18 protein-coding genes and 1 tRNA gene are annotated in these 18,756 nt (G+C 69.6%); 8 read left to right on the top strand and 11 right to left on the bottom strand.

The window, feature by feature from the left end; translation table 11 throughout:
- Positions 1-93 precede the first annotated feature (93 nt).
- Genes AB0383_RS14445 through AB0383_RS14435 form a run of 3 tightly spaced genes read right to left on the bottom strand, consistent with a single transcriptional unit; the run spans position 94 to position 2,846 of the window.
- Positions 94-966: an LLM class F420-dependent oxidoreductase gene (locus AB0383_RS14445; protein WP_364183536.1), complete on the bottom strand. Its 873-nt coding sequence runs from the start codon at positions 964-966 to the stop codon at positions 94-96.
- Positions 963-1,838: an LLM class F420-dependent oxidoreductase gene (locus AB0383_RS14440; RefSeq protein ID WP_364183535.1), complete on the bottom strand. Its 876-nt coding sequence runs from the start codon at positions 1,836-1,838 to the stop codon at positions 963-965. Before AB0383_RS14440 ends, AB0383_RS14445 begins: the two co-directional genes overlap by 4 nt.
- 39 nt (positions 1,839-1,877) lie before the next feature.
- Positions 1,878-2,846: a YncE family protein gene (locus AB0383_RS14435; RefSeq protein WP_364183532.1), complete on the bottom strand. Its 969-nt coding sequence runs from the start codon at positions 2,844-2,846 to the stop codon at positions 1,878-1,880.
- A gap of 143 nt (positions 2,847-2,989) precedes the next feature.
- On the opposite strand from AB0383_RS14435, the gene htpX reads away from it, so the two are divergent.
- Entirely contained in the window at positions 2,990-3,838 is an 849-nt protein-coding gene (gene htpX, locus AB0383_RS14430) for a zinc metalloprotease HtpX (protein WP_366187365.1), read from the top strand.
- A 12-nt stretch (positions 3,839-3,850) separates the two neighbouring features.
- On the opposite strand, the gene rfbA is transcribed toward htpX, so the two are convergent.
- Together rfbA and AB0383_RS14420 are read right to left on the bottom strand one after the other, a co-directional pair.
- The gene (gene rfbA / locus AB0383_RS14425) at positions 3,851-4,735 is read right to left on the bottom strand and encodes a glucose-1-phosphate thymidylyltransferase RfbA (protein ID WP_364183526.1); all 885 of its coding nucleotides are present in this window, start codon (positions 4,733-4,735) and stop codon (positions 3,851-3,853) included.
- A gap of 42 nt (positions 4,736-4,777) precedes the next feature.
- Positions 4,778-5,926, bottom strand: a complete 1,149-nt coding sequence (locus tag AB0383_RS14420) for a sialidase family protein (protein WP_366187362.1) — start codon at positions 5,924-5,926, stop codon at positions 4,778-4,780.
- A 216-nt stretch (positions 5,927-6,142) separates the two neighbouring features.
- Here AB0383_RS14420 and AB0383_RS14415 point away from each other — a divergent pair, with 216 nt between their 5' ends.
- Both AB0383_RS14415 and AB0383_RS14410 read left to right on the top strand, forming a co-directional pair.
- Positions 6,143-6,841, top strand: coding sequence for a hypothetical protein (locus tag AB0383_RS14415; protein WP_366187360.1), 699 nt, complete (start codon positions 6,143-6,145; stop codon positions 6,839-6,841).
- Positions 6,842-6,950: 109 nt separating this feature from the next.
- Complete coding sequence (locus AB0383_RS14410) at positions 6,951-7,202, top strand: hypothetical protein (protein WP_366187358.1); 252 nt, start codon at positions 6,951-6,953, stop codon at positions 7,200-7,202.
- A 279-nt stretch (positions 7,203-7,481) separates the two neighbouring features.
- On the opposite strand, the gene AB0383_RS14405 is transcribed toward AB0383_RS14410, so the two are convergent.
- Positions 7,482-7,973 (bottom strand): YajQ family cyclic di-GMP-binding protein, encoded by a 492-nt coding sequence (locus tag AB0383_RS14405; protein ID WP_326568029.1) that lies wholly within the window; start codon positions 7,971-7,973, stop codon positions 7,482-7,484.
- 127 nt (positions 7,974-8,100) lie between these two features.
- Between AB0383_RS14405 and AB0383_RS14400 the strand changes: the two genes are divergently transcribed.
- A tRNA-Tyr gene (locus tag AB0383_RS14400) sits at positions 8,101-8,182 on the top strand.
- Between the two features lie 44 nt (positions 8,183-8,226).
- Here the strand turns inward: AB0383_RS14400 and AB0383_RS14395 are convergent.
- Positions 8,227-8,655: a TIGR03667 family PPOX class F420-dependent oxidoreductase gene (locus AB0383_RS14395; protein WP_364183518.1), complete on the bottom strand. Its 429-nt coding sequence runs from the start codon at positions 8,653-8,655 to the stop codon at positions 8,227-8,229.
- 111 nt (positions 8,656-8,766) lie between these two features.
- On the opposite strand from AB0383_RS14395, the gene AB0383_RS14390 reads away from it, so the two are divergent.
- The 3 genes from AB0383_RS14390 (at position 8,767) to AB0383_RS14380 (ending at position 10,537) form a co-directional block, all read left to right on the top strand.
- On the top strand, positions 8,767-9,147 hold the full coding sequence (locus AB0383_RS14390; protein ID WP_366187355.1) for a hypothetical protein: 381 nt from the start codon (positions 8,767-8,769) through the stop codon (positions 9,145-9,147).
- Between the two features lie 27 nt (positions 9,148-9,174).
- On the top strand, positions 9,175-9,828 hold the full coding sequence (locus tag AB0383_RS14385) for a hypothetical protein (protein ID WP_366187353.1): 654 nt from the start codon (positions 9,175-9,177) through the stop codon (positions 9,826-9,828).
- A 424-nt stretch (positions 9,829-10,252) separates the two neighbouring features.
- Positions 10,253-10,537, top strand: coding sequence for an MSMEG_0570 family nitrogen starvation response protein (locus AB0383_RS14380; RefSeq protein ID WP_366187351.1), 285 nt, complete (start codon positions 10,253-10,255; stop codon positions 10,535-10,537).
- A gap of 51 nt (positions 10,538-10,588) precedes the next feature.
- Here the strand turns inward: AB0383_RS14380 and lon are convergent, their stop codons facing one another.
- The 4 genes from lon to AB0383_RS14360 all read right to left on the bottom strand — a co-directional run bounded on the left by lon (position 10,589) and on the right by AB0383_RS14360 (position 15,852).
- Positions 10,589-12,991: an endopeptidase La gene (lon, locus tag AB0383_RS14375; RefSeq protein WP_364183505.1), complete on the bottom strand. Its 2,403-nt coding sequence runs from the start codon at positions 12,989-12,991 to the stop codon at positions 10,589-10,591.
- 121 nt (positions 12,992-13,112) lie between these two features.
- Positions 13,113-13,949, bottom strand: a complete 837-nt coding sequence (locus AB0383_RS14370; protein WP_366187348.1) for an SAM-dependent methyltransferase — start codon at positions 13,947-13,949, stop codon at positions 13,113-13,115.
- Positions 13,946-14,794 (bottom strand): SAM-dependent methyltransferase, encoded by an 849-nt coding sequence (locus AB0383_RS14365; protein WP_366187346.1) that lies wholly within the window; start codon positions 14,792-14,794, stop codon positions 13,946-13,948. The genes AB0383_RS14370 and AB0383_RS14365 overlap by 4 nt, the downstream gene beginning before the upstream one ends.
- A gap of 119 nt (positions 14,795-14,913) precedes the next feature.
- The gene (locus AB0383_RS14360) at positions 14,914-15,852 is read right to left on the bottom strand and encodes a GNAT family N-acetyltransferase (RefSeq protein ID WP_364183497.1); all 939 of its coding nucleotides are present in this window, start codon (positions 15,850-15,852) and stop codon (positions 14,914-14,916) included.
- Positions 15,853-16,104: 252 nt separating this feature from the next.
- Here AB0383_RS14360 and AB0383_RS14355 point away from each other — a divergent pair, with 252 nt between their 5' ends.
- Positions 16,105-18,738 (top strand): EAL domain-containing protein, encoded by a 2,634-nt coding sequence (locus AB0383_RS14355; protein WP_366187344.1) that lies wholly within the window; start codon positions 16,105-16,107, stop codon positions 18,736-18,738.
- The last annotated feature ends 18 nt before the right edge of the window (positions 18,739-18,756 follow it).

The raw sequence follows: 18,756 nt of genomic DNA, 5'->3' as shown, positions 1-18,756 counted from the left end.
CGGTCGCGGCGGCGGCCGCCCGAGCCCGGGAGCTTTCATCCCAACCCCCCACCACCCCCGCGCCTCGGCGGAGCCGAGGCCGAAGACACAGCTCTAGAGCTTCTCCGCCACTGGGATGACGTCGGTGCCGAACTTCTCGATCACCCGCGGATCGGGCACACCCGGGATCCACCCCATGGCGGCGTGGACGCCGAGCTCGGCGAGCTGCCCCAGCTCGTCGAGGAGCTGCCCGGTCTTCTCACCGTTCTCGCCGATGTCGAGCCACAGCGCGACGGTTTTGGTGATCTCGTCGTAGTCGCGGCCGACGGCGTCGCAGTGCTGCTTGAGCACGTCGAGCTTGTGCGGCAGGTCCGGGCCGGGGAAGAGGTTGCAGAGGTCGGCGTACTGCGCGACGAACCGCAGCGTCTTCTTCTCGCCGCTTCCGCCGATGAGGATCGGCGGGTGGGGGCGTTGCAGCGACTGCGGCGAGTTGAGCAGGCGCTCGGCCTCGAAGTGCTTGCCGGAGAACGCGGCGTCGCCGTCGGCCCACATCTGCAGGACGTAGCGCAGGGCGTCTTCCAGCTGTTCGAAGCGCTCCTTGAGTGGCGGGAACGGGAAGCCGAGGCCCTTCGCTTCCTCCTCGTTCCAGCCGGCGCCGATGCCGAGGATCGCGCGGCCGCCGGAGAGCACGTCGAGGGTCGTGACGGCTTTCGCGAGCAGGCCCGGGTGTCGGTAGATCACGCCGCTGACCAGCGTGAGCAGCTTGACCCGCGAAGTGTGCGCGGCGAGGAACCCGAGCGTCGTGTATGCCTCCAGCATTTCGCGCTCGGGCGGGCCGTAGCGCGAGATCTGGAAGAAGTGGTCCATGACCGACAGGTACTCGAACCCGGCCTCGTCCACGGCTTCGGCCACCGTGGCGAGGTCGGGCCCGAGTGCCGCCGGACTGTTCGGCCAGGTCAGCTGGGGCAGGTGCAATCCCAGTTTCATGCGAGCTTCTCGACCTCCGGGATGACGTCCTTCGCGAACTTCTCGATCACGGACACGTCCGGCAGCGTCGGGATGCTGCCGATCGCCGCGTGGAAGCCCAGGCCGTGCAGGCGTTCCAGCTCCGCCAGGAGCTCGCCCGTCTTCTCGCCGTCGGGGCCGATGTCGAGGGTGTGGTAGACGGTCTTGGTGATCTCGTCGTAGTCGCGGCCCTCGTTCTCGCAGTGCTGCTTGAGCACGTCGAGCTTGTGCTCCAGGTCGGGGGTGTTGAAGATGTTGCACGCGTCGCCGTACTTGGCGACGAAGCGCAGCGTCTTCTTCTCACCGCCGCCGCCGATCATGATCGGGGGGTGGGGGCGCGTGATCGGCTGGGGCGAGTTGAGCAGGCGCTCGGCCTCGAAGTGCTTGCTGGAGAAAGCGGCGTCGCCCTCGCCCCACATCTGCAGGATGTACTGCAGGTTCTCCTCGAGCAGTTCGAAGCGCTCCGCGGTGGACGGGAACGGGAAGCCGAGGCCCTTCGACTCCTCCTCGTTCCAGCCGGCGCCGATGCCGAGCACCGCGCGGCCGCCGGAGAGCACGTCGAGGGTCGTGATGGCCTTCGCGAGCAGGCCCGGGTGGCGGTAGATCACGCCGGTGATCACCGTGAGCAGCTTCGCGCGCTCGGTGTGCGCCGCGAGGAAGCCCAGCGCGGTGTACGCCTCGAGCATCTCGTTCTCGCTCGGTCCGACGCCGCGGATCTGGAAGAAGTGGTCCATCACCGCGAGGTACTCGAAGCCGGCCTGGTCGGCCGAGCGCGCGACGGAGGCGAGGTCGGTGCCGAGCTTCGAGGGACCTTCTGGCCAGGTGAAATTGGGGATCTGCAGTCCGAGTTTCATATGACCGAACGTATACCTGGAGTTACACCAGGTGCGGCGTCAGAAATTGCGGATGACGGATACGGTTCCGTGCAAGGGATCCGTCACGTAAACAGCGCGCGAACGCTGGTCGACGGCCACGTCGCCCGGGTTCACGCCGAGACTCAGCTCGCCCGTCAGCACGCCGGCTTTGCCGTCCACGCGGGACAGTCCGTTCTGGCCGCCGTTGGTGTAGATCGTGTCGGTGCCTTGGTGCACGGCGATCGCCGAAGCTTCACTTCGCAGCAACACGGTCTTGCTCTGCTTGCGGGTCACGGCGTCCACAATGGACATGTGGTGGATCGCCGAGTTGGCCACGAACACGGTGCCGCTCGCCTCGTGCACCACCACACCCGTGGGCGACGCGCCGACCCCGGCGCTGCTCGTGAACTTGCCGGCGTCGATGTCGTACACCTCGACCGAATCGGTGGTCGGGCTCGTGCAATAGGCGACGCGCCGCCCGGTGTCGAGCGCGATCCCCGCGAGGCTCGGCTTCGGCGCCGCCACGATCCGCTGCGTGGTGAGGCTCAGCGTGTCGAGGATGGCGAGCGTCCCCAAGGTGTCGCTCACCGCGTAGACCTTGTTCGCCGCCGAGTCCACGGCGAGCGACGACGCGCCGGCGCCGGCGCCGACCACGCTCATCGTCTGGTGGCTGAGCGCGTCGAGCGCGATCACCGTGCCGCCCGGCGGGTTGGCCACGTACACGCGGTTGGCAGCCGAGTCCACGGCGACGTCGCTCGGCTTGCCGCCGACCGTGATGATCGTGGTCACGCGCCCCGCGGCCGGGTCGATCACGGCGACGGAGCCGGAGTTCGAGTCGGTCACGTACACCAGGCCCGTGACCGGGTTCACCGCGACGGCCGTGAGCGCCCCGCCGACGTCGACGACGCTCACCTGCTCCGCCCAGGCGGTCCCGGCCAGCGCGGCGGTGGCCACCCCCGCCGTGGCCAGGGCGAACAGCCCTCGTCGGCTCAGTTCGGGACCGTGCATCGCCCACCTCCGCCGAGGATGATCACCTGGGAAAACTTTCCCGACCCTAACCCGCCAATGGATCATGCGAAGGAACTTCGGTTCGCCCGATCGCGTTGTTTCCGGTGAGTAATCACCCCTGAGAGCGGACGGAGGCGAGCCGCGTGCACAAGCACCAGAACGGGCTGAAGACGGCGTTGCTGCTCGGCCTGCTGTCGGCGATCATCATCGCGATCAGCAGCCTCTTCGGCCGCGGCGCGCTGATCATCGGCCTGGTGCTGGCCCTCGCGGTCAACGCGTATGCCTACTTCAACTCCGAGAAGCTTGCTCTGCGTGCGATGCGCGCGCGGCCCGTGTCGGAGGTCGAGCAGCCCGCGATGTACCGCATCGTGCGCGAGCTGGCCACCACCGCGCGCCAGCCGATGCCCGCCCTCTACCTCAGCCCGACGGTCGCGCCCAACGCGTTCGCCACCGGCCGCAGCCCGCAGCACGCCGCCGTGTGCTGCACCACCGGCATCCTCGACCTGCTCAACGAGCGCGAGCTACGAGCGGTCCTCGGCCACGAGCTGTCGCACGTCTACAACCGGGATATTTTGATCTCCTGCGTCGCCGGCGCGCTCGCCAGCGTCATCAGCGTGCTCGCCAACCTGGCCTTCTTCTTCGGTGGCAACAGCCGCGACGGCAACCCGTTCGTGTCCCTGCTGCTCGTCCTCGTCGGTCCCATCGCGGCGTCGGTGATCAAGCTCGCCGTCAGCCGCTCCCGCGAATACCAGGCGGACGCCTCGGGCGCCGAGCTCACGGGCGATCCGCTCGCCCTGGCCTCGGCCCTGCGCAAACTGGAGGCGGGCACGCGCGCGGCGCCTCTGGCCCCCGAACCGGCGGTCGTCTCGCAGTCCCACCTGATGATCGCCAACCCGTTCCGCCCGGGCGCCGGCCTGTCGAAGCTGTTCTCCACGCACCCGCCGATCGAGGACCGCATCCGCCGCCTGGAAGCGATGGCGCGGGGCTTCTGAGCGGCGCGCCCACTACGCCCCGGTCGCGCCCAACGACTGCGCCACACTCATCACATAATCCCCATACCCCGACTTCGCCAGCTTCGTCCCCAGCGCATAACACTCGTCCGCGCTGATGAAGCCCATGCGCGCCGCGATCTCCTCCAGGCAGGCGATGCGCACCCCGGTGCGGTGTTCCAGCACCTGTACGAACTGCCCAGCCTCCAGCAGCGAGTCGTGCGTGCCCGTGTCGAGCCAGGCGAAGCCGCGGCTGAGCTCGATGAGGGTGGCGCGGCCTTCGCTCAGGTAGGTGAGGTTGACGTCCGTGATCTCCAGCTCGCCGCGGTGCGACGGCTTCAGCGCGCGCGAGATGTCGACGACCCCGTTGTCGTAGAAGTACAGCCCGGTGATCGCGTTGTTGGAGCGCGCCTTCACCGGCTTCTCCTCGATCGACACGAGCTTGCCGGACCCGTCGATCTCGCCGACGCCGTAGCGCTCGGGGTCCTTGACGCGGTATCCGAACAGCACGCAGCCGTCGAGGTCGGTCGACGCGTCCTGCAGAGTGCGCGAGAAGCCCTGGCCGTAGAAGATGTTGTCGCCCAGGACGAGGGCAACGGAGTCGTCGCCCACGAAGTCGGCGCCGATGACGAAGGCCTCGGCCAGACCGTTGGGGCTGGGTTGCTCGGCGAAGCTGAACGACAGCCCGAACTGGCTGCCGTCACCCAGCAGGCGCCGGAAGTTCGGCAGGTCGGCGGGCGTGGAGATCACCAGGATCTCGCGGATGCCGGCCAGCATGAGCACCGAGATCGGGTAGTAGATCATCGGCTTGTCGTAGACCGGCAGCAGCTGCTTCGACACGGCCTGCGTGATCGGGTGCAGGCGCGTCCCGCTGCCCCCCGCCAGCACGATGCCCTTCATCCGTCTCCTCACTCGTGGCGTTCACCGTCTCGAGTGAGTGTGTCAGCCCATCGGACCTTTGCCGAAGTAGGCCTTGCAGCCGAGGTTGTACTCGGTCGCGACCTCCAGCACGCCCTTGCCACCGTCGACCGGAAGGAGCGTGGATGAGTAGTTGGGGCAGAAGTTGTTGTAGATGCCGGTGATGAGGATGGGGGCCGGCAACGGGTACCAATTGCCGGCGCCGAGGTTGTCGTTGGCGAGCAGGGTCTGGCCGTTGCCGGCCACGGGCGTGCCCTTGGCGTTGGTGTAGATCTGCCCGACCATCACGAGCCGCACGCCGTTCGGCCCGCCGGGGAAGAGCGTGACGGTCTGCGCGTGCTGGAAGTAGTTGCCGCTGGCCGTGTTCACCCGCGTGCCCGGATCGGCCGGATCGCCCCAGTTCGCGCCGTCCGCGGAGATCTTGTAGTACGGGTCGCAGTAGCGGTCGCCGTAGTTGCAGATCTCGTAGCTGAACCAGTACCGGCCGTCGGGCAGGCGCCGGATGATCGGCATGCCCGGGCGGACGCGGTCGGGCGGGATGGCCAGCGTGAGCTGCTTGGTGCCCCAGTGGATCCCGTCGGTGGACGCGACTCGGTTGAGCACCTGTGCGTACTTCGGGGCTTGAGTCTCGTCGGCGTAGTGCAGCCACAGCGTGCCGCCGGCGTCGACGGTGAACTCGGGTTCCCAGATGCCGTCGTGGTTGTGCGAAACCGCGGCCTCGGACAGGTACGTCCAGCGCTTGCCGCCGTCGGAGCTGGCCCAGACCTTGATGCCGATGCGCCGCTGGGCGCCCGCGTCCTGCCGGTAGCTGGCGGCCCACAGCACGGTGCCCGCCCGCAGCCGGCCGACGCGTTGGGGCAGCTCGTAGAGGGTGCCGCAGCATTCGCCGAGCTTGCCATCGGGGTCGCGGATCTCGCCGATCTTGTGGAAGCTCGCGCCCTCGTCGGTGCTCTCCATGATGGGCGTGAACTTGCCGCCGCCGTCCTCACTCGTGAGCGACGCGAGGATGTGCCCCTTGCCGAACGGCGAGTACTGCAGCCGGATCAGCCGCGCGTACGAGCCGTACCCCGGCACCAGCTGCTGCTTGTCGACCACGGCCGACGCGGGCGTGAGCCCTGCGGCCAGCACCACCAGTGACGTGAGGAAGGCGATCACGGGTGTCCAACGGCGCATCGGCGAACCTCTCTCGCGGGCGGGCCGCGCGATTACACCACGCAACCGCGTGCGTACCGGCCCGCTTTGCGGCGCTTCCGCAGGTCAGCCCGAGGACTCCACCCGGTCGAGGGGTTTGACCCGCCCGATCGGGTGCCAGGTGGAGGTAACGGATCGTCAAAGGGTGACGAAAGATCACATGAGAGCCGCGCGGCGGCTCACGAGGGGGAATGTGTGATGACGCGCGTCCGCGGGCGTGTTGCGGTGCTGCTGCTCGCGGGCCTGGTCACGGCCTCGTGCAGCGTCCAGCCGTCCGGGCGCGGGGTGATCCTCGGGTCGCTGGGTCTCGACGCGCCTTCGTCGACTTCGGTCGCGCCGCCCCCGCCCCCGCCCCCGCCCCCGCGTCGCCTGGAAGCCCCGACGGAAACCCACACCGGCAAGGGCGACGCCACGGTTCAGTTGTCGTGGCCCACCGACGTCCCCGGCTACCTCACCTTCGACTGCCCGCGCTGCGACTCCAACATCTTCGTCCACACCGACGGCGACGAGAATTCGCTCATCAACGCCATCGGCGCGTACCACGGCACGGTCTGGTTCAACGTCACCGAAGGCCGCGACCCCTCCCGCACCCTCACGATCACCGCGAACTACTCGTGGACCGCCACCCTCTCCGACCACCGCACCCTCCCCGCCGTCACGGCGGGCAAGCCCTACGCCGGCAAGGGCGACGCTGTGCTGGTGCTCCCCGCGGGCGTCACCCACGCGACCTTCAAGACCGGCTCACGGGGCAACTCCGCCGTCTGGGTCCAGAGCGGCGGCACCATGGACCTCGCGGTCAACGAGATCGGCGCCACCACGTCGGATTTCCCCGTGCCGGGCCGGACGCTGGTGGAGGTCCAGGCGTACGAGGGCCAGTGGACGTTCACGGCGTCGTGAAGGAGTTGCCACAGCGGGAAGCTGCCGCGGAGATGGCGTGGCTTTCCTCACGCAGCGAGCGAGAGGCGGCCCTCGGTTACCACCCCGACGGCTGGCCGGCCTGCACGCGATGTACGAGCAGCCGGACCTACCCGCCGAACTCTCCGCCGACGACGTGCACCGGCAGCAGATCGCCAACGGCCGCGCCGAGCCCCTCGAACTGCCCGGCATCACCCTCGACGCCGGCGCGGACAGCACCGGCATCCCCTTCGGCTTCACCGAAACACCGCGCGAGGGCTGGACGCGACTCACCTGGCGGACGCTCACCGAGCGCCTCGGCCGTCGGCTGGGGGAGGGGATGACCTACCCAGCAGCCACCTGATCCGCGCGTTCAAATCCCGCTACGGCCAAACTCCGACACAGTTCGTCAGGTCCGCTAAGCGGCAGTGACGTCGGCCGCCGGTCTGGTCGTCCCGGTCACCGCAGAACCCGGCACGACGTCACCGTCCTCGGGCGTCGGCGTAGGGGCGTCTCGCCGCGGCTGCCGGCGGTCCGCACTGGCGATTCCTCAGCGACAGCCCGGAGTCGCTCGCCGTCAACGCGCTACGCCACCAGCGCGGACGTTGAGGCGGGCACCCTGCGACCGGATGCCCGCGGCGCCTCAGCGGTAGTTCGTGAACTGCAACGCGATCTCGAAGTCCTTGCCCTTCAGCAACGCGATCACATCCTGCAGCTGGTCCTTCTTCTTGCCCGACACCCGCAACTGGTCGCCCTGGATCTGGGCCTGGACGCCCTTCGGGCCTTCGTCGCGGATGAACTTGGCGATCTGCTTCGCCTTGTCCGACGCGATGCCCTGCAGGATCTTGCCGCCGATCTTGTAGATCTTGCCGGACAGCGCGGGCTCGCCGGCCTCGAACGCCTTCAGCGAGATGTTGCGCTTGATCAGCTTCTCCTTGAAGACCTCCACAGCGGCGAGCGCCCGCTCCTCGGTCTCCGACTCGATCGTGAGCGCTTCCTCACCGGACCACTCGATGCTCGTGCCGGTGCCCCGGAAGTCGAACCGGGTGCCCAGCTCCTTGCTCGCCTGGTTCAGGGCGTTGTCCACCTCCTGGCGGTCGACCTTGCTCACCACGTCGAAAGAGGGATCCGCCACGTGTCCTCACACCTCGTACTCGCTCGTCAGGGGCCACCAGCCTAGCCCCTGCCACCTGGTGGGGTCCCCGGTTGATCGGCGCGTCGGACCGTTGGGTATCCTTCTACGCGGCCGGTCACCCGGCCATGGCAGGTTACCCAAGCGGCCAAAGGGATCTGACTGTAAATCAGACGGCTCAGCCTTCGGGGGTTCGAATCCCTCACCTGCCACACCGAAAAGCTCTCGCGATTCACTCGCGGGGGCTTCTTTCGTGTCAGGCGGCGCGCACCTTCGTCGGCGTCACCACCAGGGCGACGGAGAACAGCGCTGCGAAATCCTCCGGCGTGCCGAACAGCGCACCGATGCGTTCGGCGTACTTCGCCACGTACGCGGAGTTGCGGTCGGCCGGTGGTTCGTCGGCCGCGAGGCGGGCGGTGCCTTCGACGCGGACGACGTTGCGGCCGATGTCCGTGACGTCCAGGCCCAGGCTGACGCGCGGGTTGGCCGCGACGTTGCGCAGCTTCTGCCCGGTCGGTCGGCTGTACAGCAGTAACGTGCCGTCCTCGCGCGCGAGGAACCACACCGGCACGCTGACCGGCTGTCCGTCCGGACGGACCGTGGTGAGCCAGGCCATCAGGTTCTGCTGCAACCGGGCCTCGACGCGGGTGCGGTCGGCGTCCGGCAGGTGTGACGTGAGTTTCACAGCGATCCTTCCCCAGTGTTGCCGTGACGATAGGGCTCGGGTCCGACAATTTCGGGTGATCAACGGCCGGACCAGCGGATTCGCCGCCACCCGGATGGCAGACTCCCCGACATGGGCGAGGTCATCGGGTTCCACCCGTTCCGCAGCAGCTTCCCCGGACCGCCGCCGGGCTGGCACGAGGCCCACGCCGGCGCCCTGGACGAGTTCGACCACCTCATGATCTACGTGTGCCGCGCGGCGGTGCCGTCCGACGTGGACGTCGAGGACCCCACGTACGAGGCCTGGGACGACTGGGACGTCCAGGCCCTCATCGACGCCCTCGGCGGCCAGGCGCGGCTCGACGAGCTACTCCTCGACCCCGCCACCGCGCCCGCCCTGCTCGCCCGCCTGCCGGAGACGCTGGAGCGCCACCGCCAGGTCGTGATCGACATCGACATCTACTACGCCCTCACCAAGCTCGCTTCGATGCTCGGCCGCGTCGAGGCGACGTAAGCTCGACGCGACTGGGGAGGACTGCTGATGAGTTTCGATCTTGCCGTCTGGTTCGCGCCCGCGGAGGTCACCGCCACCGAGGCGAAGGCACGTTACGACCAGCTCGTCGACGCCGAACCCGGCGACGTGAAGCACCCGCAGGTCGCCGCGTTCTACCGCGAGCTCACGGTGCGCTACCCGGAGCTGGTCGACGACTTCGAGAACTCACCGTGGGCCGCCGGCCTGGACTTGACCGAAGCCGCGGTCGTCATGCCCATCACCTCGCCGCACGCCGAGGTCGCCCGCTTCGTCCTTGCGCTGGCGCGACGCCACGGCCTCGTCGCGTACGACCCGCAAAGCGGCGAAGTGCGCAACCCGGGCGTGCTCACCCTGACCTCGGCTGACGGCTCCCGCGCCGAAAATCCCGACGCCGCCACCATCCGCACCACGCTGCAACGCCTTTCAGCCACCAACTGGCACGCCGTCCTCGAACGCGGCGACGCCTACGTCCAGGTCGGCCAAGGCCAACACGCGGGCGCCTCCGAAGGCCACTACGCCCTCGAACACCGCGACGGCTCCCCGGACCGCCACTACCGCACCGACGTCCCCTCCCTCGAAGACGTCGCCACGGCCTTCCTCGCCTTCGCCACCCACGACGACACCTGGCGCGCCCGCTTCGAGTGGCGCAAGCTCGACTTCTGATGGCCTACGGCCTGGAGGCCGTCATCTCGACGGTCGCCGTCTTTAGCGGACTCCCCGGGGACCGGTGATCGTCCGGCTCGGACAAGGCCTTTCACTCGTCCCGGTCACCAAGGACTACGCCGCCTCGGTCGCGACCCCGAAGCCCCTGAGCTAGCGCCGTTCCTGGAACTCCCTCGCGGTTTCGAATTGGTCCTGGCCCGCTGCTCATCGGCCGGCCCCATCGCCTACGTCGAAGTGGAGCTCTTCGGCGGCGACGGCCCGAGCACCGCCCAGGTGTGGGAATCGGGGGCCGTCGTCTTCGGCCGGCAGCGGTTCACCGAGCATTGGGCTCGCCGAGCGCTATGTCCCTGCTCACACCCCCGCTGTCGCGCAACATCAGCGAAACGTCAGTGGTGTCCACTCGCGGCAACAGCGAGGAGGACCCATGCCCGAGGTCGTGTTCCGAGTGCGCTGGCCGGATTCCTCGGTGCAGCGGTGCTATTCACCGTCCACTGTGGTCGAAGAGCACTTCGCCGCGGGTGAGGGTTACCCGGTCGCCGAGTTCGTCGAGCGCTCGAGGGCGGCGTTGACGCTCGCGTCGGAGCGGGTGCTCGCGCGGTTCGGGTTCGCGTGCTCGCGGGCCGCTGCCCAGCTCGCCGATATCGAGCGGCGCGCCGGTGCCTTCGGAGACGAGAGTGCGCGGGTCGTGGTGGAGGCTTTCGAAAAGTGAAAGGCCCCCGTTCCCGAGGGAACGAGGGCCTTCCGTCTGTCTGCAAGCGACTCATGCAGCCTGCGGAATCTCCGACGAAGCAGGCGTCAACGCCAGCTCCAGCACCTCGCCGACATTCGCCACAGCGTGGACATCCAGCTGCGACAACACCTCGGCGGGCACGTCGTCCAGGTCCGGCTCGTTGCGCTGAGGGATGATCACCGTCTTCATCCCGGCCCGGTGCGCGGCGAGCAGCTTCTGCTTCACCCCACCGATCGGCAGCACGCGGCCGGTCAATGAGACCTCACCGGTCATCGCCACATCCGCGCGAACCACGCGGCCGGACAGGAGCGAAGCCAGAGCCGTCGTCATGGTGACGCCGGCCGAGGGGCCGTCCTTCGGCACCGCGCCCGCGGGGACGTGGACGTGGATGCCGCGGTCCTTCAGGTCGCTGACGGGCAGCTCGAGCTCCGCGCCGTGCGAGCGCAGGTACGACAGGGCGATCTGCACCGACTCCTTCATCACGTCACCGAGCTGGCCGGTGAGCTGAAGGCCCGTCGAGCCGCTCTCCGGGTCGGCCAGCGACGCCTCGATGTAGAGCACGTCACCGCCCGCGCCGGTCACCGCCAGGCCCGTCGCGACGCCCGGGATGGACGTGCGCTGGGTCGAGGTGGGCAGGGACGACTCCGGCACGTGACGCGGGCGGCCCAGGTACGTCTCCAGGTCCGCGGCGTCCAAGGACACCGGCAGCGAAACGGAGTCCAGGGCCACCTTCGTCGCGATCTTGCGCAGCAGCTTGGCGATCGTCCGGTTCACGTCGCGCACGCCCGCCTCGCGGGTGTACTCGGCGGCGATCCGGCTGAACGCCGCGTCGGTGATCACCACGTCGCCGGTCGTGAGGCCGGCGCGCTCCAGCTCGCGCGGGAGCAGGTGGTCACGGGCGATCGTCACCTTCTCGTGCTCGGTGTAGCCGTCGAGCGTGACGAGCTCCATGCGGTCGAGCAGCGGGCCGGGGATGGTCTCCAGCGCGTTGGCCGTCGCGAGGAACACGACGTCGGACAGGTCGAGCTCCACCTCGAGGTAGTGGTCGCGGAACGTGTGGTTCTGTTCCGGGTCCAGCACCTCCAGCAGGGCGGCCGTCGGGTCGCCGCGGTAGTCGGCGCCGACCTTGTCGATCTCGTCGAGCAGCACGACCGGGTTCATCGAGCCGGCCTCCTTGATGGCCCGCACGATGCGGCCCGGCAGCGCGCCGACGTAGGTGCGACGGTGCCCGCGGATCTCCGCCTCGTCCCGGATGCCACCGAGGGCGACGCGCACGAACTTGCGTCCCATGGCCTTCGCCACGGATTCGCCGAGCGACGTCTTGCCGACCCCGGGAGGGCCCGCGAGGGCGAGCACGGCACCCGAACGGCGTCCGCCGACCGGGCCGAGCCCCGACTCCGCGCGACGCTTGCGCACGGCCAAGTACTCGATGATGCGTTCCTTGACGTCGTCGAGGCCCGCGTGGTCCGCGTCGAGCACGGCGCGCGCGGCGGCGATGTCGTAGACGTCCTCGGTGCGCTCGTTCCACGGCAGCTCCAGCACCGTGTCGAGCCAGGTCCGGATCCAGCCGCCCTCGGGCGACTGCTCGGAGGTGCGCTCCAGCTTGTCGACCTCGGCCAGCGCGGCCTTCTTCACGTTGTCGGGCAGGTCGGCGGCCTCGACGCGGGCGCGGTAGTCGTCGTCCTTGTCGGAACCGTCGAGCTCACCGAGCTCCTTGCGGATCGCCTCGAGCTGGCGGCGCAGCAGGAATTCCTTCTGCTGCTTGTCCATGCCCTCCTGGACGTCCTTGCGGATGGTGTCGGTCACCTCCAGCTCGGCGAGGTACTCCTTGCTCCACTCCATGGCCTTCTCGAGCCGCTTGCTCACGTCGAGCGTGGTCAGCAGTTCGAGCTTCTGCTCCGTGGCCAGGTACGGCGCGTTGCCGGACAGGTCGGCGACCGCGGAGGGCTCCTCGACCTGCTGGACGGCGTCGATCATCTGCCAGCCACCGCGCTGCTGGAGCAGCGAGATGACCACGGCCTTGTACTCCGACGCGAGCTGCGTCGAGCGGTCGTCGGTGAACTCGGTGGCCTCGTCGGCGTGGATCCAGCGCGCGGCGCCGGGACCGTCCGCGATGCGGCCCACCACGGCGCGGCCGGTGCCGCGCAGCAGAACGGCGGCCTTGCCGCCGGGAACCCGGCCGATGCGCTCGACGGTGGCGACCGTGCCGATCTCGGCGTACTCGCCGTGGATGCGGGGGACGATCAGCACTTCGGCCTTGGTGGCCGCGCCGGAGCGGATGCCGGGGAACGACGCCGTCGCGGGCGTCTTGGCCTGAGCGGACTCCACTGCGCCCCGGGTCTCGGCGTCGGTGAGGTCGAGCGGGACCACCATGCCCGGCAGCACGACGTCGTCATCGAGCGGGAGAACGGGCAGGAGGCGGGGATCTGACATGTGCACTCCTCGATTAGTTGAGTCTGCCTTGCTCAACTATCCGTGGGGCGGGTTTGTTTCCCGGGGAGTGTTCGCTGGCAGCGATCACGCTCCCGCGCTGGTCAGAGCACTGTGGGCCCCGTCACGGCTTCCCCGCGACCCCGCTCCAGGCGAACGGCCGCGTCTCCGCTTCCAGCGCCGACACCGGCCGGTCCGGCCGCCAGTCCGGCAGCGCGGACAGCCCCGGCACCAGCAGGGGCCAGCCGCCGAACCACGGCAGGATCTCGGCGTCGGAGCGGAGGTAGGCGGGGTTGGACGTGTCGCGGTAGGCGTCGATGAACGCCTTCACCTCGGCCGCGCGCTCCGGCGGCGCATCGTCGCGGCACGTGCCGTGCGTCACGGCCAGCCACGAGCCGGGGGCGAGCTTCGCGGGGTAGGCCGCCATGAGCCCGTCAGGGTCGTCGTCGGGGCCGATGAAGTGCAGCACAGTGATCCTCAGCAGACACACCGGTTCGGACCAGTCCACGAGCCGCCGCGTGGTCTCGTCGGCGAAGAGGGCCTTCGGATCGCGGATGTCGCGCTGCACTAGGCCGGCCCAGTCGCCCGCGTGCTCGCGTTCGAGGATCACGCGCGAGTGCGCGGCGGCCACCGGCTCGTAGTCCACGTACACCACGGTCGCGTGCTCGTCCTCGGGTAGCCGCTCGCGCACGATCTCGTGGACGTTCCCCGCCGTCGGCACGCCCGAGCCGAGGTCCACGAACTGCCGGATCCCGGCGTCGAGCGCCGCCCGCACCACGCGGTTCATGAACGCCCGGTTCTGCCGCGAGATGGGCCGGATCAGCGGCCACACCTTCTCCACGCGCCGGCCGAACTCGCGGTCGACGGCCCAGTTCTGCGAACCACCGAGGTACCAGTCGTAGACGCGCGCGGCCGACGGCTTCTCGACGTCCACCCCGGCCGGCGCGTCCGGCGCGGTCACGGCTTCTCCGCGACCCCGCACCACGCGAACGGTCTGGCCTCGGCCTCCACCGCGTTCAGCTCACGCTCCGGCCGCCAGTCCGGCAGGTGCACGATCCCGGGCTCCAGCAACGGCCAGCCACCGAAGAACGGCACGATGTCGTCGCGATCGCGCATCCAGACGGGGTTGCTGGTCTTGCGGTACTGCTCTACGAACCAGCGCAGGCCTTCGAGCGCCGGGCCGTCGCCGTCGCCCTCGCTCATCTGCGAGATGGACAGCCAGCTGCCCGGCGCGAGCGCGTCGCGGTAGGCCTTGACGAGGCCCTCGGGGTCGTCGTCCGGGCCGACGAAGTGCAGCACCGCCATCATCAGCAGGCACACGGGTTTGCCGAAGTCGATGAACTCGCGCGTGGTCGGCGAGTGCAGCACGGCCTTGGGATCGCGCATGTCGGCCTGCAGGATGCCGGCCCAGTCGGTGGCGGCTTCTTCCTCGAGGATCAGCGTCGCGTGGGCCACGGCCACCGGCTCGTAGTCCACGTACAACACGGTCGCGCGGTCGTCGTCGCCCAGCTCGGCCTCGATGACCTCGTGGACGTTTCCGGCCGTCGGCACCCCCGAGCCGAGATCGATGAACTGCCGGATCCCCGCCTTGAGCGCGGCGCGCACCGTGCGGTTCATGAACTCGCGATTCTGCTTCGCGCCCGGCCGCACCAGCGGCCACTGCTGCTCCACACGCCGGCCGAACTCGCGGTCGACGGCCCAGTTCTGCGTGCCGCCGAGGTACCAGTCGTAGATCCGCGCCGCCGAGGGCTTCTCGGTGTCCACGCCCTCGGGTGCCTTCGGCGCGGCCGCCGGATGCTCGCTCACGTCGGAACTCCCCTCGTCGCGGAACGCCAAGCCTAGCGATCAACGACGACGATCTTCGAACGCACCGAGGCGGCCGAAGTCCGCGCCTCGGCGGGCACGGCTCGGCGACCAACGTCAGATCAGCGCACCGCCGGCCTCCGCTGCCACCCCGTCCACAACGGCCGGTACCCCTGCGTGTACCAAAATGGCGTGGACCGCGGGTTCGTCACCGCCGTGTGCAGCAGCACGACATCCGCTCCGGCCTCGTCGAAAACCTGGTGTGCGTGCGCCGCGAGCGCCGTACCCACACCGGCCGACCGCGCCGCCTCCGCGACCGCCAGCGAAGACAGGTATCCGATCCGCGAAGCGGCCACGCGGTGCTGGATCCACGCCGTCTCGTCGGGCATCTGCAGCACGGCCAGGCCGAGCGCCTGCCCGTACAGCTCGGCGATCCACACCTGCGGCTCCGGCCGCTCCAGCAACCTCAGGAGCTCCTTGCCCACGAGCTCGTCGATGCCCGGTCGCACGGTCACGCGGCCGAACTGCGCGTCGTAGCGCTGGAGCTCGAGCATGAGGTGCACGGCGGTGTCGAGGTCGTCCGGCGTGGCGTGGCGGATGCAGACGCCGGGGGTCGTCGTGGGGCCCGAGGCGGCCATGCGCTGGGCCGGGCGGACGGCGATCACGCCGACGGGGGCGAAGCCGTGGCGCAGCATTTCGGTCACGCCGGCGGTGTCACGGCTGGGCCGGGAGACCACGGCCGCGCACTCGGGATCCCCCGGACGGGCGATGGTCGACAGGTGTTCATCCCATCGAGTGAGCAACGCGTCGAGGCCGGCGGCGGGGTCCGGACCAGTGAGCTGGACCTCGAGCCGGTGCTCGGTCAGGGCCCGCCAGATGGACTGGGAGCTGTCGGGGCCGAGCTCGGTGCTGGTGGCCAGACCGGCGGCCCTCGAGTCCCCGACCTGCGCTGACAGGAGGGTGGCGTCGTCGTGGACTTCGAAGGGGAGGGGCGCGGGGAGCAGCGCGTCCACCGTGGCGATCCGCGCCGCGTGCCCGGTGGCTGTCACGTCGTTGTGCATGTACTTCATTGTCGCCCCGCAGGACTCGGCAGAACCCCTGAACACACCCCACAGCGTCAGATCAGGCACGAACGGGGAGTTTCACTCCTTGGTCCACGCTGGTCAGCGCCACAAGCCCATTGTTAACCCTGGGGTGATCTCCTACTGTCTCGAAAGGGACACGGGTACGCCCTCCGGGGTACGGTATGGCCCTTGTCCACACCTGACGTCACTGACGAGCGCGACCGGTGGGCAGCCGGGAAGGAAGGTCGGATGCCGGACAGCAACGGCAGGCCTGATGCCGCCCCAGCGGCGAAACAGGCCAAGGGGGGCGCCGTTTCCGGGACCTTCACCGAGGCCCGCACGGACGAACGCCGGTTCCGCATATACACCTTCGCCGTTCTCGGCCTGGGTCTGATCACCGCGTTCGCGGTTGGTTCCTGGTTACCTTTTCACGGCTCGGCCAAACTCTGGTGGATCGGACCAGTGCTGGCGCTCGCGTTCCTGCTCGCCGAACAGCTGGGCATCAACGTCGACGTCCGAAGCGGCATTTCGTGGACGATCTCGTTCACAGAAATTCCGCTGGTAATCGGTTTCTTCGTCGCTCCGTTCGAGGTCGTGCTGGCCGCGCACCTCGTCGCGGGCATCGGCACGCTGCTGGCCCGCAAGGTCGCCGGTCGCGTCCTCTACAACGCGGGCGCGTTCCTGCTCGAGATCACCGGCGCGTTCGCCGTCGCCGGGCTCGTGAAGCAGGCCGTGGGCGGCGGCGAGGCCATGCCGTGGGTCGCCGCTTTGGCGGGCACGCTCACCGCGCCGCTGGTCAGCACCCTGCTGGCGCTGGCCGCCGTCCGCGTGCTGCGCCGCCGCATGCGCGTCAGCACCGCGATCCGCCTCACCGGCCGCATTCTCGTGGTGGGCTTCGTGAACGCGTCGGTGGGCCTGAGCGGCTACCTCGTGATCGCGAACACCCCGCAGGCCTGGCCGTTGGTGCTGGCCGTGTTCCTCGGGCTGACCGCGCTGTACTGGGCCTACTCCGACCTGCTGCGTGAGCAGCGGGACATGGAGGCGCTGTCCGACGTGAGCCTCATGGTCGCGCGCTCGGGCCAGCAGGCCGCCGCGCGTCCGGCCGGGCGCGCCGACGAGCTCGTGGGCGGCGTCGACGTGCGCGAGTGGGCCACGATCGCCGAGCGGATCAAGGACCAGCTGGCCGCCGGCCGCGTCGTGCTGCGGCTGCGCCTGGAAGCCAAGGACACCATGCGCGTGGTCGTGGCCGGCGACGAGCTGCCGCCCGTCGACCCGAATGCCGACGACCCGCTGCAGCGCCTGCCCGGCGCCCACGTGCGCCACTTCCGCATCACCGAAGCCAACCCCGACGTCCGCGCGGCGCTGCTCAACCGCGGCGCGCAGGAGGCGCTCGTGGTGCCGCTGCGCAGCGCCAACCAGCTGCTCGGCGTCGTCGAGGCCCACGACCGGCTCTCTCGCTGGCGCGGCTTCGGCAAGTACGACGTGCAGCTCCTCGGCACGATGGCCAGCCACCTCGCGACGTCGCTGGACAACCGGCGCCTGCTCGCGACCCTGCGTCACGACGCCTACCACGACCCGCTCACCGGCCACCTCAACCGGCCGGGCTTCCAGCAGGTCGCCAAGGAGCCGCTGCGCGACTTCGCCAACGCCGTGGTGCTGCGCATCGACCTCGACGTCTTCTCGACCGTCAGCGACGCCCTGGGCTACTCGTGGGCCGACCGCATGGTGATCGCCGCCGGCCGCCGGATCCGCGACGCGCTGGGCCCGGACGTGCCGCTCGCCCGCCTGGAGGGCGCGTCCTTCGCGGCTCTGCTCGTGGGCTGCACGCCGGGAAACGCCCACGCCGCGGCTGAACGTCTGCGCGTGCAGCTCTCGGCGCCCTACCCCGTCGACCGGCTTTCGGTCGAGGCCAACGCGATGATCGGCTACGCCACCACCTCCACCGAGGACGGCGGCGAGCCCGTGGACGTCGACGGCCTGCTGCAGCGCGCCGACGTCGCCGTCCGTGCGACTCGCGGCGGTGAAGAGGTGCGTGGCTACGTGCCGAGCATGGGCCAGATCTTCCTGCGCCGCTTCCAGATGGTGACGCAGTTCCGGCAGTCGCTGGAGGACGGGCACGTGTCCGTGCACTACCAGCCGAAGATCACGCTGCCGAACCGTCAGGTGCAGGGCGTCGAGGCGCTCGTGCGCTGGGTGCACCCGGAGTTCGGCCGGCTCGGCCCCGACGAGTTCGTGCCCGCCATCGAGGCGGCCGGCCTCATCGGCGTGCTGACGTCGTTCGTGCTCGAAGCCTCGCTCAAGCGCGTGCGCAAGTGGCTCGACGAGGGCCTGCGCATCTCCGCGGCCGTGAACCTGTCCGTGCGCAACCTGGCGGACGAGGACTTCCCGGCGAAGGTCCAGCGCGAGCTGGAGCGCTACGACGTGCCGCCCGAGCTGCTCACGTTCGAGCTCACCGAGTCCGGCGTGATGTCCGACCCGCAGAAGGCCCTGCCGATCCTGCGGGAGCTGCACTCGCTGGGCATCGTGCTGGCCGTGGACGACTTCGGCACGGGCTACTCGTCGCTCGCGTACCTGCGGCAGCTGCCGGTCGACCAGGTGAAGATCGACAAGAGCTTCGTGCTCGGCATGGGCACCGATCTCGGTGACCTCGCCGTGGTGCGCTCGATCGTCGAGCTGGGTCACTCGCTGGGCCTCACGGTGGTCGCGGAGGGAGTCGAGGAGGACGTCGCGCGCGACCAGCTTGAGGCGATGGGGTGTGACGTTGCCCAGGGGTACCTGATCTCGCGTCCGCTGCCCGAGGACCGTCTGGAGGCGTGGCTGCAGGCCCGCACGGCGCGCTCTCCGGGGCGGCACTCGGAGACGGTGCTGACGCTGCTGACCTGAGGTTTTTCGTTAAGGGGA

This window comes from Amycolatopsis sp. NPDC051373, assembly GCF_040689465.1.
In the GTDB taxonomy this organism is placed as follows: domain Bacteria; phylum Actinomycetota; class Actinomycetes; order Mycobacteriales; family Pseudonocardiaceae; genus Amycolatopsis.
This window is presented reverse-complemented; position numbering and strand designations above follow the sequence as displayed.